Below are 15,594 nucleotides of genomic sequence, written 5' to 3'. Positions count from 1 at the left end.
TCGCTAACGGCACAGCGGGCAATTCATGCTCTAATCCGCTACTTGGTTCAAGACGGGACTGGACAAAATTAGCCCGTTCCTTCGCTGACCGTCATACAGCGCGATCGCACAAATTTGTCTGGTAAGCACGATTATGCTTTGCTTCGGCTGCTGTGGGGTAATGCTTTGAGACGAAACAACCGGGGCCGCCACCAACAAGACGTTACCGAAATGCTTGCCTCTATGTTTTGAATGTTTTTACTGGCTTGGATCAGTAATTCGTTGATTAGAGCTTGTTTTTGCCTGCGAGCAAGTCCTAGATTTTGCGGCATTGGCGACGATAGAGTATTGGCTGTCAGTGGTTTTACGTTTGAGGTGGCTAGAGAAGTTCTAAAAACTCTCCAGGAGAAGTATCCGGGGCTTTTGAGCGATCGGGAGCCAAACCGGTTAATTTTTGTCAAGGAGTCGCAGGCAGGAGATTATAAGCTGGTAGAGTTCGATGTGGAAAATTAGTAGCTGCTTGGGCTGAGGGTAAGTTTGTAGTACCGGTGTGGTTAGATGTGATTTATGGGCGGTTGCGTGAGAGAGTGAAGGTGTAAAGTGCGATCGCTTAAACTGGTAGAGTTTGATTGGGAGAGTGCGATCGCATCCTTAGATGAAGGTAAAGCTGTGATTCCTGTGTGGTTGGATGTTATTTATCAGAGGTTAATTAGTAGAGTGGGTGATTAATACTAAAGTCGCACGATATTGTATATTGTGATCATCACTTGCTTTTAATGAAAGTGTGTTGACTCTAAATAAACTTCTATGAACTCTATTTAAATATTATTGCAACAGTGAATAATATCCTTCTACTCTTGAAGAAAATCAATCAATATCATAACAAGGTGATGGTTGAAATGCGAAATTATACATACTTTAATGCAGCGTAAAAAACGGAATGTCACAGTCTGGACTACTTGAACTAGCACATAAAAACCTTCACTGGCCGACTCCACAACAAATTTTGGAGCCATCTGGTGCTGGACCTAGTATTTATGCACGAAAGGCTAAGGAAAAATTAGGAAGGACTATAAGCAGACTTCCAGATGGTGATGGTGTACAAATAGGAGTGCTGGCCGCAAATCCTCAAGGTGACTCAACAGAAGCCCCCATTGCTTTGGTGTGCGATTTTCCTAGAGAAGTATCAGAGGACACACTGAGAAAAACTTATAGACTTGCTTGGAGTTTTTCTCGTACACCATCATTAATCACAATAGAACCTAACCGATTAAGAATTTGGACGTGCTACGAAGAACCACCAAAAGCAGAAGATGCTATCAAGCCAGTAATTCATGTTTCCAGACAGGAACTTGAATTATTGAATCAGCCTTCTCTTTCTGCTCAAGCTGCTCAAACTTTGCGTTTACACTGGGCTGATTTATTATCAGGTCAATTTTTCCAAGAACATAGCGAACGATTTAAACGAAGCCAGGCTGCTGACCAAATGCTATTGAAAAACCTGAAAAGTGTTCGGGAGAGACTTCAAGAAGAACAACTTGACGATAACACTATTCATGATTTACTAGCAAGAATTATATTTATTCAATTCCTTTTTGATCGCCAAGATTCTGAAGGAGATCCCACTCTAAATACAAACTTACTGGATTATTTATATAGAATTGAAGAATTATCAGTTAAATATTCTAGCTTGCCTCACATACTAACAAATCATAGGGATAGTTATAAATTTTTCCGTTGGCTCAATGGTAAGTTTAATGGTGATTTATTCCCAGGTAAAGCATCTACAGCAGAAGAACGTGAAGCTGAATGGAAAACAGAAGAAAACAAAGTTAAAAAAACTCACTTAAATATACTTGCTTATTTTGTCAGTGGTCGTGTAGACATTGAAAGTGGACAAATGAGTCTATGGCCCTACTATCACTTTGACGTTATACCTTTAGATTTTATTAGCAGTATATATGAAGAATTTGTGAGTAAAGAATCTGGTAAAGGAGTTCATTACACACCAGAACATATAGTTGATTTTGTACTAGATGGTGTTTTACCTTGGGATAGTCAAGAATGGGATATTAAGATTCTTGATCCTGCTTGTGGTTCAGGAATTTTTCTGGTTAAAGCATTCCAGCGCTTAATTTATAGATGGGAACAAGCTCATCTTAATAGGACAATTCAGCCAAGTGATTTAAAGTCTTTACTAGAAAATAGTTTATTCGGAGTTGATGTAGATGCTCAAGCGGTAAGAGTAGCATCTTTTAGTCTTTATTTAACCATGCTTGATAAAGTTGAACCTCAATACTATTGGGAAAATGAGTTTCGCTTTCCAAGATTGCGTGAATGCCAATTAGTTACTGCTGATTTTTTTGAAGAAAATAAAGAAGGTTTTCGTTCTGTCCAAGATGCTGGTAAATATGATTTAGTTATTGGTAATGCACCGTGGGGTAAAAATTCTGAAAAGAAATCTTTATACATAGATTCTTGGAAAAAAAATCACACTCAATGGACTACTAGCACTTATGGTAATATTGGGCTTTTCTTTTTACCAAAAGCTGCTGCTTTGACAAAGGAAAGTGGACAAATATCAATGATACAGCCTGCTATGCCACTGCTTTTTAATCAAAGTGGCCCTGCTAGGGAATTCCGTAACACTCTCTTTTCAGAGTTCAAAATTGAAGAGATAGTTAACTTGTCTGCATTACGTTTTGGAATTTTCAAAGATGCTATTTCTCCAGCTTGTATTATCACAATGTCAGTCACACCTCCTGACGGTGAGCCTTTGACATACATTTGTCCTAAGCCAGTAATGACTAATGAAGATGACTATCATATAGTAATTGAGCCACATGATATTAATACAATTGACCCACAAGAGGCAATCGCAAACCCATTAGTTTGGACAGCTTTAATGTGGGGAGGGAGACGTGATCTCTCCTTGGTAAGAAGATTGAATCAAGAATTAAGTATTGAAAAGCTTAAAGCTCGTGGCATTGCTGAAACCCGTCAAGGGGTAACAAAAGGTAATAGAAAAAAATTGCAAGATAATTTAAGAAATAAACGAATTCTGAGAGAAATTGATTTCCTGGACAAAAGTTTTCTCTACCTAAATGCGGAACAACTTCCTATTAATGATGATCCATATATTGACTCCGGTACAGGTTTGAGTAGCCTATCTGCATTTCAACTGCCACAAATGATTTTAAAGCTCAGTTGGCAGAAAAAGAGCGCCAGATTCCGTTCAGTAATAATTGATACTGATAATACAAATGAAGGAATTATCTGCTCTAAAAGTTATGTAAGCATACATATTCCTGAAAAGCATATTTCACAATTGAATGCTGCTTGTCTAGCATACAACAGTAAGTTAGCTGTCTACTATCTACTACTTTCTAGTGGTCGTTTTGCCTCTTATATCCCAGAAGTTAATGTAGATGATTTACTGCGTGTGCCAATACCTGAATTATCGGTAGGAGAATTGCATAATATAAAAACAGTTGAGGATATAGATGAGCGCATACGACAAGCTTTTGAATTTAAAGATAGTGAATGGGTGCTAATTAATGATCTATTCAATTATACTCTGCAAGACTTTCAAGGAGATAGTGCTTCTCCAGGAAGACAAAGAACCCTTCGTAGAAATAATAGTCAATCTCAAAATAATAGTGAACCTGAACTTACAGCATACTGCGAGTATTTTTTGCGAGTTATTAAAGCAGGATTTGGACAAGATAAACAAGTTTGCGCCACCATATTTCAGGAAATAACTAACACTCTTCTTCCTATTCGTTTAGTTGCCATTTATCTTAATAGACCTGACTGTGAAGGAGTACATATCGAACCTATTGATTCCCCTGATTTACTGGAACTATTGCAGAAATTAAATCAGTTGTATCTGAAGAGAGGAAATATAGAAGACGGTAGCATCTTTTATCAGCGAGTTGCCAGGATTTATGATTCTGTCGAATTGAGTGGGGTGAAAATTCCTACTATTTATTTGATCAAACCTGACAAAATTCGTTATTGGACTCGCTCTATGGCTTTAAGAGATGCTGATCAAGTAGCAGCAGATATTATGACTTAGATATATAGTCATATTAATTAACTAATTGAAACGCAAAATTATTAGTGGTATAGGAGTTAAATTATGGTTAAAAGACGGCAGACAATTTCAGAATTAAGATGGCCAGATACAGATGAATTCATGGCCATTTCCAAGCACTGGTGTGAAACGGCATCAACTAATATACTTACTTTCGTGTGGGAAGGATATGATTTATTAGTAAAGGAGGTATTATCAGAAATTGATTGTAGTCAAGCTAAAGATGACATTGAACGAGACATCACTCAATTGCTTGAGCCAGAAATTCGCAAAGTTATGACAGGGGATGAGCCATATTATGTTCAACATGGTTCTTATGAAAGGGAGACTCGTCAACCTGCGCCAGCACAACCAAAAGAGTATGACATTGCATTTATTCTTAGTGCTAATAGAAGGATTATATGGCCTTTAGAAGCTAAAGTATTAAAAACAGATGGGGATGTAGGAGAATATATAAAAGAAATAAATGAAAATTTTATCCCCTGCCTATATGCACCCTTTTCTTATCAAGGAGGAATGCTGGGCTATCTTTTTTCCGGTGATTCAAACAAAGCTTTTACGAATATTGCAACCAAAGTACCATGTACATTAAGCGATCATCCAAATTTTCTAAACCGTGACCACAAAACCTCAGATCACCAAAGGATAGTTCCCGCCGAAAAAGAAAAATCATATCCTGCGGAATTTTGCTGTCACCATTTACTATTAAAAATAATTGCTTCAGTTCCTACTAATACATCTTCAGTATAGATCCAAAACTCGCAATTACTTCATCAGTATCTATACTAGATTAACTAAGTTTAGCTTGTAAAGTAATTGCAAAACAGCTTCATCTAAATTGGCAGATTTATCCTCAGCATTACTAAATATTTATTCTTTTAATATTTCTCTAGGCTTCTGATACTTTGCCCTCTCAGCAAATGTCATAAAACACCTCGGACACCACCCATCAACCCACAATGCTGGAATCTTAAACCTCGCCACACAGTGGGGACATTCCGACAGCAACATTAATTGATGCCGTAGCTTGCGGGGCGGAACGCCATCGCACCCCGTTGCCGTCTTAAACTGCCACTCAATCTTATGACAAGGCGACTGGGGATAACACGCCCCACACAACCTAATCGGTTTCAACTTCATCCTCCGGGTCAAAACAGAAGGTTGCATTTCTTGTAACCATTCCAGGCTACTTTGGAGTAACACCCTACGGCAAACCGAGATGCCGAAACTCAGTATAAGGGGCTTCGATCGCACTGATGACACATTGAAGATTTTAGAGAAGAGATATGGCACTAAGGCAAAGATTATCGACTTGATTAACCCCTAGCCCTAACACAAAAGCCCCCAACCTAAGTGCAGACGGCTTTTTTGGGGCGTGTCACCGCTGCATAACGACCTATACATTCTATCGATCGCCATCACCGCTCAAAATTTTTAAAATTGTCTCCACATCTGCCCAGTCCGTCTTACATTTCTTACGTCGGTCTTTCAACTGGCGCGAGCAAAGTTGCCGATTCTGACACATCCACACGGGCAGGCTGCGATCGCAGTTCGGCGATTTCCCTTACCAGTTCCCGGTTTTTTTCCAACTGCTGGAGCAATTTGCTATTAGCTTCTGTTAAATCGGCTTTAGCATCCCTCGCGGGCGTTCTCGCTGCCAGCGTACTGCCGGAGAGTTCGATCGCCCGCCCTTCAGGCGTGAACATCAGCCATTTTATCTCTCAACTCTTGCTTGAGCCGCGCTAGTTCTTGGCTCACGCCTGCAACGATCGCAAGCTGTTCGGTAAGATTGTACACCTCCAGTCCCAAGTCGCCGTTCCGGTCGTGCAATTGCAAAAGCTCCTTTTCCCGATCGGCGACTTGCTTCTGGGCCGCTCTCCACTCCTACGGCTCGTGATTTATCGTTGCCATCACGAGCGCCGACTATTTCCCACAGATCTGCGCTCAACTCTGCTTTTGCTTGCTCACAGGATTTTGCCATTCGATCGCTGCTTGAACTAGAGCGGTTCCTCTGGATAAAGCTTTAATAAATTGGTCGATATGTTCTGGGCTGTTGCCGTGTTGGGAATTAAAATAGGAAAGTTTTTTCTGGATGTAATCGCATTTAGCTGCATCGGTCAACCAAGATTTCTCTGGTTCCAAGACATTCCAAACATCTTTCCATGCCCCATCCAAGTCTTCCGAAACGTTCATATCACATTTTTATGTTTATCTGTACCGGGTAAGCTTCTTAGGATATCTTGAACTATTTTCATTATCCATGCCTATGTTGTTAGAAGTCGTAGAATTTTGGTGTCAGTATTTCGATCGAAGGAAGTTTGAGGGAGAATTTTCCTGATGGGGGCGATCGCTGCGTTCGAGCCAACCCGTGAGAATTTTCAGCAGGTTGAGGGTTTGTTAAGCCTGCGACCCCTAAGACTGTCAAAACCCGTGCCAGCACTCAGCACCTATTTCTACAATTTCTGCCGTTACAGAGTGGGTGTGCCACTAAAAATCTAGGCGGGAAAACGCAACTTTCCCTATCTAAGACTTGGAAGTGCTACCCGTAGAGTTAATTAAAAATAAAACTCTTATTTTCTATAATTTTTTCTGACGTGAATAATTAAATAAATCTTAAATACTATGAAAGAAAATAAGTTCATAGCTAAACTATTTTAATAAATTTAGGAGCGAGCTGTATGTTTCAGTATTTTGTAATGATTCCTTCCCTTCTTAAAGAAGAAGATGTAGAAAAAGACGTAGACAAAGAAAAAGTCAATTGGTCGATGCAAGTTGCTAAGTACAATTTTAATCTGGGCTTACAAGTAGGGGATGACATTGAGCTGATTCTCCACTACGGTGACGAATGCTTTTCGTTTGCAAGTAAGGTTGTGAAGATATTAAAAGTTATAGAAAATGACAAAGAAAGACTTGATGATATTTTCAGAATTGAGGCTCATGTAGAGATTTCGGACAAAGAAGATTTTGTAAAAGTTCGAGAAATTCTTAAGGGACTGAATTCATCGTCTCGCTCTGGTTTCCATCCAATGGGTTTTTCTAGCTAGTGAGGAGGGTAAATAGTAGATGTGTAGTATAGACCCGTTATTATAATGGTTTGACGCTCAAAACCAGAAAACGCTGAAATTTTTAGTATTCAATAAATATAAAGGCGTTACTGATTTAGGGTATAAAGGGCTAAATATGCAAGTCATAGAAAGCAGTATCCACAAAACTTCGGGATTTTCAAGTTATTTTTTTCATACCCTGACTAAGCAACGCCAAAAGCAAATGTCACCTCACCGCATCCGTCACTCGGCAATCACGGCGGCACTGGACGCAACAGACGGGGATGTGCGAAAAGTTCAGAAACTCAGCAGGCACAAGAATCTGAACACTCTGATGGTGTATGACGATAACCGGGGGCGTGACCAGCGAGACGTTACTGAATTGCTTGATGAGATGTTTTAGGCGATCGGCGTACTATCGGCTCAACAACAAAAAACTTGAAGTTAACTTAGATAAGTAATAAAATGAACATTTCACAAATAACAATTACTGAATTAACGCTAGTTATTACTGGGGATGGAGGCTGTTCACCTCGTAGAACTTATTCAGAACTTAGAAAATTTTTTGAGGAGTTTAAAAGAATTGATCCAGAGAAAACATATTTACCTACAGATAGAAAAGACTATACGGAGTACACAATTAAAAAAATTAATGGAACTTCTGATTTACGTAAAGTTTTCCGTAAAGTTTTACATCCTAAGTATTTTGATAAAACAGAAAAAAATTATAACCTTGAAGAAGTAGTAGAACATTTAAATAGTTTTTTAGAATTTGATAATTATAAAATCGTAAAAATAAACAAATTATATGAAGTCAAGGATAACCGAGATATAGCTGTTCAATTTGAAATGCTGTTTAATAATGCTTACATTGAAGAACTAAGCCAGAAATGTGAAGAAAAAATTATGAACGGTGATTTTGATGGTGCTATTACAAATGCTCGTACATTATTAGAAGCAGCCTTGCGGCATATAGAAAACGAATTAAATCAAGCTCCTCCTACGCAGAATGGCGATTTACCTTCATTATTAGCCCGTGTGAAAGAACTTCTCAAACTTGATACGTCAAGAAAAGATATTGCTGGCTCTTTACGCCAGATGATTCAAGGTTTAACTAATGTTGTTGATGGATTAAGTGGAATAAGTAATATTATGGCTGATAGACACGCTAGAGAATATGCACCAGCAAAATCTCATGCACAACTAGCTGTCAATGCTTCAAAAACAGCAGCAAACTTTATTCTTCAAAGTTTTTCGCATCAATTAACTACAGGAAGTATTATCCCTAAAGTCACTGAAACAACCTCAAAAAATGAAAAAGAAAACTTAGAAGAATCGGAATCATAAACTTATCCCATCAAATTGCATAATCAATTGAGCTTAAAATCATCCCTAAGTAGCATCTAGCCATTGCTTTCTATTTCTTCCCTGTAAATCCAGTTTTTTTTTTACTTTTTTATCAGCCCACAAAGCAAAAATTCTGGCGGAGTTCGTCTTCTGTAACATTGATGGGTGTTAGATTCCGGCAGGAATCTTGAATGGCAATTTGTTTCATAAACCCGATCGGCTGCACGGTCGGTACGGTCGGAGCGGTTGCCTTAAGTGCGATCGGCAAGTGCCGGACTGTGGCTGGCGGCAAGGCGATCGGGCTTTTTGTGTTCTAGTACGAAAAGTCTGATCGACGCGGCAAAAGCTGTAATGCTGTGTAGATCGGCTGCACGGTTCAGTCAGAATAGCCCATATTTACTGGCTGAAGCCTAACCTACCAATATCTAAATTGTCAGGTGGCTGATGGCGGATGCGGCAAGGCTCTCTGCCCATTGCTGGCTCTGGCGTAGGCTGGCTTCAAGCTTGTCGCAGAGTTGCATTAGCTCATCGACTTTGGCGACAATGCGTTTTTGTTCGGCTAAAGGTGGAATGGGCAAAGTCAAGATTTGGATTTTGTTGATATACAAACATGGTTGAGCGGATTGTTTTACGTTGCTCCATACCTGCTGTTGGAGAAGAGGACTATTGATTGCAAGTGCTACGTATTCAGGATAAATAAAGTTTGCAAATGTTCTTATTAGTGCAACACTACGAACAATCACAAAATCTGGAGGCTCTTTTATGAGGCATAATCGTCCAGTCGTTGCACCTACACAAACCATCAAAATATCATTGTGGGTAGGTTTGCATCTCCTCCAGCATTTTTCCGCTGTTTCAGTATTTACATAATCGGTGTTATTGAAATCTAGAAAACCATCTCGAATATTTTTTGCAGTACCCAGAGGAACTTCAGGATTGCTGACTCTTGGTGGGGTTGCGTGTTCACCATCGGTTATTGACAGAGTAATGTCATCTAGTCTTGCCCACTTCCAAGTCTTAGGTAACTCAAAGAACTGCTGCTCTACTAATGGTTTGCTAAAAAGTGCAGACTTTTTAATTTTGCCTTGTTGAATGAGTTCTTTTTTACTACTGCTGATTTTTCCTAATAGGACTGATGCCGATTCATCCGTATAATCCTGTGGTACTAATTTTCCTCGCAAAGCTAATTGCAAAACTGATTTTCTTAAGCTATCCACATCTCCGGGCTGTTGGCTGAGGTTCTGCCAGTTGTCGCGGACAAAGGCCCAAGCAGTATCCAACTCCTTATCTCTTTCGGAGTTCATGAGGGAGGCGATCGCACTTCCCCTCAGTTTTTGCCGCAGGCTGTCTCGCGTTTGCTTGGCCGCTTCGTAGCGATCGCACAACGCCATCAACTCATCCACCTTTTCAACAATCCGCTTCTGTTCAGCTAGTGGTGGAATTACAACTTCCAACTCCGATAGTTTATTAAGGTAAATCCCCTTTTGTGCCGTGCCTTTGCCATGTTGCTCATAATATTGAAGTGCTATTGGTGAGCGTAAAAATAAAGATAGATAGTGTGCATACAAGTCTGTTCTAATTAAAGCAATACTTCTTTGTAGAGCGCATCTTGGAAATTCTTCAGGAACAACGGCTGAACGTCCAATAGAACCAACAATCGATAAGAAAACATCTCCTGCTTGAATAGGAGTTCGAGACATTTCGTGTTCATACTCTTTTTCAGTTATATATCGAGAAGCGTCTAATGTTATGTATCCATCTCGAACATTTTGACCACTTAACATGGGAATGCCTTTTTCCTGCTTAGGTGGTGGATTATGAGAGCCATCCACCAACAACAAACAGAGCATTCCCAATGGAGCAATAACCCATCCATCCAATGGAACTTTTGTTTTAATTAAGCCTTGTGAAGGAAACAAAGTTTCTGTTTTACGGATTTTCTTTGCCTTTAATAATTCTTGCTTTGATTCGATGGTCTGCTTTACCAGGAAAATGGCAGGCTCATCTTCTGAATTTTGCGGTACTAACTTTCCCCGCACTGCCAGCTCTAAAATAAGCGATCGCAGTTTGGGAATACCACCGGGAGCTTCTGCGATCACATCAAACTTTTCTAAAAACGTGTTGAAATCCATCAATACTCACCTCGTTCTAGGGCTGCTACCAAGCTGTTTTTCAAGGCTTGGCGGTCATTTTCTGCCTTAATAACAGCTTCCTGATATTGTTTCAGCAGCGCTATTGGGTCTTCATGGATATTTTCTGGGGCGTTAGGGCTCTTGATATCCAGGTTGTAGCCATTGGAAGCGATCGTTTCAACAGAAACCTTCCAGGCATATTCAGTTTCCTCGCGGTTCTCCCACCAGGCTTTCTCGACATCAAACTCCTCAATCCGCATTGGCTTGGTCTTGTTGTAAGACTTCGCCCCCGCTGGGTAAGGATGCTCGTAATACCAAACTTCTGTAGTAGGTTCACCTTTGGTGAAAAACAAGACATTGGTGCGAATGCCAGTGTAAGGACTAAACACCCCATTCGGAAGCCGCACAATCGTGTGCAGATTACAGTCGCGCAGCAGCTTCTGTTTAATGCGAGACTTGATACCCTCCCCAAACAACGTACCATCCGGGAGAACGATCGCCGCTCTACCCCCATCCTTCAGCAGTTCCATTACCAGCACTAAAAACAGGTCTGCCGTTTCCCGCGTCTGAAACTCACTAGGAAAACCCCGCTCAATTCCATCCTCCTCCATGCCACCAAAGGGCGGGTTCGTCACCACAATATCCACCTGGTCTTCGCGCCCATAGTCCCGGAGCGGTTTGCGGAGTGTATTGTCGTGCAGCACAGTCGTCGGCACCTCAATGCCATGCACCATCATGTTGGTCACACAAAGCAGGTGAGGCAATTGTTTTTTCTCCACCCCCAGAATGCTTCGTTTCACCCGTTGTAACTGTTCAGGCGAATTCGCTTGTTTTTTCAGATGTTCATAAGCACAGGTCAAAAAGCCACCCGTACCGCAGGCAGGATCAAATACCTTCTCGCCCAGTTGTGGATTCACCATATCCACGGCAAACTGAGTCACCGCACGAGGCGTATAAAACTCTCCGGCATTCCCGGCACTCTGAAGGTTTTTGAGAATTTGTTCGTAAATGTCACCAAAGACATGGCGGGTTTGGGACTGGTTAAAGTCAATGCCTTCGTTAATCTTGTCTACCATCTGCCGCAGCAATGTACCCGACTTCATGTAATTGTAGGCATCCTGAAACACACTCCTGAGCAGCTTGGCTCGTTCTAGAGCAATTCCTTCGAGGTCATCAACCGCCAGTTCCTTGAGTGTGGGAAACAATTGTCCATCAACTAATTGCAACAAGTCCTCTCCCGTGGGTGCATTCTTGCCCAATTTCTTGCTATCTGCCCATTCATCCCAGCGCAGATCCAAAGGCAGCGGTGAATCGTAGTTATCATCATTCAACTCCAGCTCGGCATCCTGGTCGCTGAAAATTTTGTAGAACACCATCCAGCCAAGCTGACCAATGCGCTGGGCATCGCCATCCACCCCGACATCTTTCCTCATGATGTCTTGAATCGATTTAATGGTGGCACTCAACGACATAAAAACGTCCTTCTCAAAAGATACTAAAAAACAGTTGTACTCTAGTTGGGTAACAGGCTCAAGCCCCTCGGTTTTGGTACAACAGAGACTCTAGCTCTCGAATCGCGGCTTTGTACTGCTGTTTGTTACCAAAGCTGCGGACGAGCTCCATCGGAGTTCCCAGTTTGGCAAACGGGTCAAGCTGTAAAACAGTCGTATCTTCGATCGCGATGATGCCCCGATCTGCATACTTATCCAATAGAGCATTCAATACAATACAGGCAGTTGCACCATATTTGGCAAATACATCCCGCTTCCGTACTTTATCGGCCCGTTCTTTACGAGTTAGGGGTGGACGGTCAAAAGCAACATGGCAAACTAAGTCGAAGAGGTCATAGTCCTTACCGACCATATCTTCCAAAGCTTCTAGAATTACCCCATGCTCTTTCAACTCTTCAACAATCGCTTGTTTGCGATCGGCTTCGTTCCACTTATTGAGAAAATGGTCGAGAGACTGGTATGCCTCGCTGACAGTGCGACGAGTATAATCCTTGAGCGACTCTGTAGTCAGTTGTCCATCCTTGTTGTAATAGCTCACCCGCTCCTTTGCTACCTCGAACTCCTGCCGACCGACTCGATACTTGATGCGAACTGACAAGTCAGTGCCGATGCGATCGTCATTATCGCCCACGTCCCTGCCATCATCATTCCCTTTTGCTTCTGTACTAGCGACCGTTCCGGTTGGTGGACTCTCTTTACCAAAGTCTTCATCCTGAATCGGTGGGCCGTCCCAATCCGGATCATCAAAGCGGTGGCTGGCGTTGCGGAAATCAATAATCGTGAAGAAGTTCTTGCCATAGTCGGGGCGTAAGCGTGTACCCCGACCAATAATCTGCTTAAACTCCGTTAGGGATTCGATACGCCGATCCAACACAATCACATGGCAGGTTTGGGCATCTATCCCCGTCGTCATTAGCTTAGATGTCGTGGCAATCACTGGATACGTTTCTTTGGGATTGATAAAGTTATCGATTTGAGCTTTACCTTCCTTCTCATCCCCCGTAATTCGCATGACGTAACGATGGTCTTTGAGAACAAGCCCTCGATTCAGCGTTACGTTAGCCAAGGCTTCTCGCATTCGTTGGGCGTGGTCAATGTCCTCACAAAACACAATAGTCTTCCGCATTGGGTCGCCATCGTGAAGGAACTGACTGACATATTCCGCTACCCGTTGAGTCCGTTTGTCAAAGGTAATGCTTCGGTCATAGTCCAGCAGGTTATAGTCCCGCTCCTCAATTAGTTGACCGTTATCATCATATTCTCCTGCTTCTGGTGTCCAACCTTCCAGGTCTTTATCTAAGCCAACTTGTATCCTGCGGAAGGGAGCCAGGAAACCATCTTCGATTCCCTGCTTGAGGGAGTATTCAAAAATCGGTTTACCAAAGTAATCAATATTTGAGACGTATTTGGTTTCCTTTGGCGTTGCCGTCAGTCCTACCTGAATCGCCTCTGAAAAATAATCGAGTACCTGTCGCCAATTGGAGTCATCTGCTGCGCTGCCCCGGTGACACTCATCAATCACCACCAGGTCGAAGAAATCTCGGTCGAATTTCTCGTAGAGATTATCTCGTTCTTCATTGCCGATGATTGCTTGATACAGTCCCAGATAGATTTCATAGGCGGTAGTAATCTCCCCAGTTTCATTATCAACCAGGCTGCGGTCTAGCTTGGTCATGACCTCACCAAAGGGGCGAAAGTCATTAATAATCGTTTGGTCTACCAGTGCATTGCGATCGGCCAGAAACAAAACCCGTTTGACAACTTTCGTCTTCCACAGTCGCCAGATAATATTAAAAACTGTGTAAGTTTTACCTGCTCCGGTTGCCATCACCAACAAACACCGTCTCTGACCACGAGCGATCGCTTCAATTGTGCGATTGACTGCAAGTTGTTGATAGTAGCGGGGTTCCTTCCCGCCAATCTCAAAGAAATAGGACGACGTTAGCAAATCCTGATTAACGGATTGTAAATCTTTCCCCTGTTTATAGTGCTGCCATAGTTCCTCTGGTGATGGAAAGGCATTCAGGCCGAGTTGCTGTTCTATCTGAGCGTAGGTTCCACTCTTGTCATGGAATAAGAAGGCATCCCCATTCGAGGAAAAGACAAAGGGAACTCGCAGAGCCTTTGCGTAGGCCAGTGCCTGCTGTATTCCTGCTCTCACACTATGCTTGTTGTTTTTGGCTTCAATGACTGCGATCGGCTGATTTGCTGGATAATACAGCAGGTAATCTGCCCGTTTCCTAGCTCCTCGCGCCGCCATCTGACCCCGAACTATCATCTGACCGTCTGTAAAGCCATATTCCCGGCGAATCTGACTCTTTTTCCAACCCGCCTCATAAAGGGCAGGTGTAATGTAGCGATCGCAAATATCAGGTTCACTCAGGTCTTTCTTATTCATTATTTGTCGCCTGAAAGTCTCTCTATAAAGTATTCCCAAGAAATTAGCTCCATCAGTAATTATGAACCTAGCTGACGGAAAGGCTTTTGGGAGAGCTTACATCAAAGCTAACTCATTAGGCAGTATCTCGTACCTGGTAAACTCACGGAATTTGGGTAAGTGAAATGGCTGAAGCGGAGTGACGGGGCGATCTGATTTATGATTGTTCGCGTTATTTGGCGTGTCTAACCGTTAGATATGTTTTTAGTGTAAGAAATTTGCCTGTGAAGTTGTCAAGGTTATCTCCATCCAGTTAGCTCAAGTTAATCCAGAAAAATACTTCGCTCAAATAGCTTTGTGATATGCACTCATCCCTCCAAAAGGCAACCGACACCGCTCACAACACCCATGCTCCCACAACGCCGGAACCTTAAACCTCGCCCCACAGTTAGGACATTCTGACAGCAAGCGTAACTGATGCCGTAGCTTGCGGGGCGGAACGCCATCGCACCCCTGCATCCTTTTAAACTGCTAGATGAATTATTTTCTATTCTTGAAGAAGTTTCTACACGGGCTGCTGCATAAGGCACAGCAGTAAAACCTGGGGCGTTACAAATAATCTGGGTTGAAGCCCAATTGTGATGGTACTGAAACCTGGCTTTTGGTGTTAAGGAACGCGGGAAGTGGCAGTTTTCCTCGCTCTTGAATGTTTAAACCGAAGACAGCCAGCGTTCTTCTTGCCAGTATCGAGAATAACCGCCGTTGCTAAAACCAACACCCACCGGATTTTTAGTATCGCAGTCTAAAAAAGTGTACGTCCAAGTTCACCCCCACCCTGCCACTTTTCCTGAGTCGGAGCAAAAACGCGCCACAGTCCAATCCCTCCACCGCCCACAAGGAGCAACACGAGCAATAACCAAGGGGACGATCGCCGACAAGAAGCAGACTCTGAATGGATTTGAAGATTGGTGTTTGAAGAAGGTTGTAATTCCGATGATTCCAGAGTTTACTCATGATTTATCGCCAAGGAGTTTTGCTATCAGCCACCAGTAGTTAGCTGATAGCAAAATGTTTATAAATCAAGCATTTGAAACAAAAATCTGTTTCT

The 15,594-nt window shown here is 42.2% G+C and carries 17 protein-coding genes; 9 read left to right on the top strand and 8 right to left on the bottom strand.

The annotated features are described in order from the left end of the window. Nucleotides 1-231 precede the first annotated feature (231 nt). The 4 genes from QUB26_RS00280 (at nucleotide 232) to QUB26_RS00265 (ending at nucleotide 4,825) form a co-directional block, all read left to right on the top strand. On the top strand, nucleotides 232-492 hold the full coding sequence (locus QUB26_RS00280) for a hypothetical protein (RefSeq protein WP_333316049.1): 261 nt from the start codon (nucleotides 232-234) through the stop codon (nucleotides 490-492). A gap of 87 nt (nucleotides 493-579) precedes the next feature. Beyond that, on the top strand, nucleotides 580-708 hold the full coding sequence (locus tag QUB26_RS00275; protein ID WP_333151721.1) for a hypothetical protein: 129 nt from the start codon (nucleotides 580-582) through the stop codon (nucleotides 706-708). Nucleotides 709-919: 211 nt separating this feature from the next. Further along, nucleotides 920-4,057, top strand: coding sequence for an Eco57I restriction-modification methylase domain-containing protein (locus QUB26_RS00270; RefSeq protein ID WP_333151723.1), 3,138 nt, complete (start codon nucleotides 920-922; stop codon nucleotides 4,055-4,057). Between the two features lie 63 nt (nucleotides 4,058-4,120). Continuing rightward, nucleotides 4,121-4,825 (top strand): hypothetical protein, encoded by a 705-nt coding sequence (locus tag QUB26_RS00265; protein ID WP_333151725.1) that lies wholly within the window; start codon nucleotides 4,121-4,123, stop codon nucleotides 4,823-4,825. A gap of 725 nt (nucleotides 4,826-5,550) precedes the next feature. On the opposite strand, the gene QUB26_RS00260 is transcribed toward QUB26_RS00265, so the two are convergent. From QUB26_RS00260 to QUB26_RS00245, 4 genes are all read right to left on the bottom strand, one after another. After that, nucleotides 5,551-5,781 (bottom strand): hypothetical protein, encoded by a 231-nt coding sequence (locus tag QUB26_RS00260; RefSeq protein WP_333237058.1) that lies wholly within the window; start codon nucleotides 5,779-5,781, stop codon nucleotides 5,551-5,553. Further along, nucleotides 5,768-5,911, bottom strand: coding sequence for a hypothetical protein (locus tag QUB26_RS00255; RefSeq protein WP_333237060.1), 144 nt, complete (start codon nucleotides 5,909-5,911; stop codon nucleotides 5,768-5,770). The genes QUB26_RS00260 and QUB26_RS00255 overlap by 14 nt, the downstream gene beginning before the upstream one ends. 108 nt (nucleotides 5,912-6,019) lie before the next feature. Beyond that, nucleotides 6,020-6,268: a hypothetical protein gene (locus QUB26_RS00250; protein WP_333203397.1), complete on the bottom strand. Its 249-nt coding sequence runs from the start codon at nucleotides 6,266-6,268 to the stop codon at nucleotides 6,020-6,022. A 79-nt stretch (nucleotides 6,269-6,347) separates the two neighbouring features. After that, the gene (locus QUB26_RS00245; protein ID WP_333203399.1) at nucleotides 6,348-6,500 is read right to left on the bottom strand and encodes a hypothetical protein; all 153 of its coding nucleotides are present in this window, start codon (nucleotides 6,498-6,500) and stop codon (nucleotides 6,348-6,350) included. Between the two features lie 253 nt (nucleotides 6,501-6,753). On the opposite strand from QUB26_RS00245, the gene QUB26_RS00240 reads away from it, so the two are divergent. From QUB26_RS00240 to QUB26_RS00225, 4 genes are all read left to right on the top strand, one after another. After that, complete coding sequence (locus QUB26_RS00240; protein WP_333252471.1) at nucleotides 6,754-7,119, top strand: hypothetical protein; 366 nt, start codon at nucleotides 6,754-6,756, stop codon at nucleotides 7,117-7,119. A gap of 136 nt (nucleotides 7,120-7,255) precedes the next feature. Next, a complete protein-coding gene (locus tag QUB26_RS00235) occupies nucleotides 7,256-7,522 on the top strand; it encodes a tyrosine-type recombinase/integrase (RefSeq protein ID WP_333237064.1) in 267 nt (88 codons plus the stop codon). 62 nt (nucleotides 7,523-7,584) lie between these two features. After that, the gene (locus QUB26_RS00230; RefSeq protein WP_333237066.1) at nucleotides 7,585-8,466 is read left to right on the top strand and encodes an abortive infection family protein; all 882 of its coding nucleotides are present in this window, start codon (nucleotides 7,585-7,587) and stop codon (nucleotides 8,464-8,466) included. Between the two features lie 191 nt (nucleotides 8,467-8,657). Continuing rightward, nucleotides 8,658-8,783 carry a hypothetical protein gene (locus QUB26_RS00225; RefSeq protein ID WP_333237068.1) on the top strand — a complete coding sequence of 42 codons (126 nt, stop codon included), beginning with the start codon at nucleotides 8,658-8,660 and terminating at the stop codon, nucleotides 8,781-8,783. A 108-nt stretch (nucleotides 8,784-8,891) separates the two neighbouring features. Here the strand turns inward: QUB26_RS00225 and QUB26_RS00220 are convergent, their stop codons facing one another. From QUB26_RS00220 to QUB26_RS00205, 4 genes are all read right to left on the bottom strand, one after another. Further along, nucleotides 8,892-10,598, bottom strand: a complete 1,707-nt coding sequence (locus QUB26_RS00220; RefSeq protein WP_333237071.1) for a restriction endonuclease subunit S — start codon at nucleotides 10,596-10,598, stop codon at nucleotides 8,892-8,894. After that, nucleotides 10,598-12,070 (bottom strand): class I SAM-dependent DNA methyltransferase, encoded by a 1,473-nt coding sequence (locus QUB26_RS00215; RefSeq protein ID WP_333316047.1) that lies wholly within the window; start codon nucleotides 12,068-12,070, stop codon nucleotides 10,598-10,600. Before QUB26_RS00215 ends, QUB26_RS00220 begins: the two co-directional genes overlap by 1 nt. Nucleotides 12,071-12,128: 58 nt before the next feature. Continuing rightward, nucleotides 12,129-14,507, bottom strand: a complete 2,379-nt coding sequence (gene hsdR / locus QUB26_RS00210) for an EcoAI/FtnUII family type I restriction enzme subunit R (RefSeq protein WP_333237078.1) — start codon at nucleotides 14,505-14,507, stop codon at nucleotides 12,129-12,131. Between the two features lie 347 nt (nucleotides 14,508-14,854). Beyond that, a complete protein-coding gene (locus QUB26_RS00205; RefSeq protein ID WP_333316045.1) occupies nucleotides 14,855-15,076 on the bottom strand; it encodes a hypothetical protein in 222 nt (73 codons plus the stop codon). A 172-nt stretch (nucleotides 15,077-15,248) separates the two neighbouring features. Here QUB26_RS00205 and QUB26_RS00200 point away from each other — a divergent pair, with 172 nt between their 5' ends. Beyond that, the gene (locus tag QUB26_RS00200) at nucleotides 15,249-15,539 is read left to right on the top strand and encodes a hypothetical protein (protein ID WP_333151729.1); all 291 of its coding nucleotides are present in this window, start codon (nucleotides 15,249-15,251) and stop codon (nucleotides 15,537-15,539) included. Nucleotides 15,540-15,594 lie beyond the last annotated feature (55 nt).

Source organism: Microcoleus sp. B4-C1 (assembly GCF_036705285.1).
Lineage (GTDB): Bacteria > Cyanobacteriota > Cyanobacteriia > Cyanobacteriales > Microcoleaceae > Microcoleus.
Note: the sequence above shows the minus strand (reverse complement) of the source record. Positions and strands in the feature narration are given on the sequence as shown.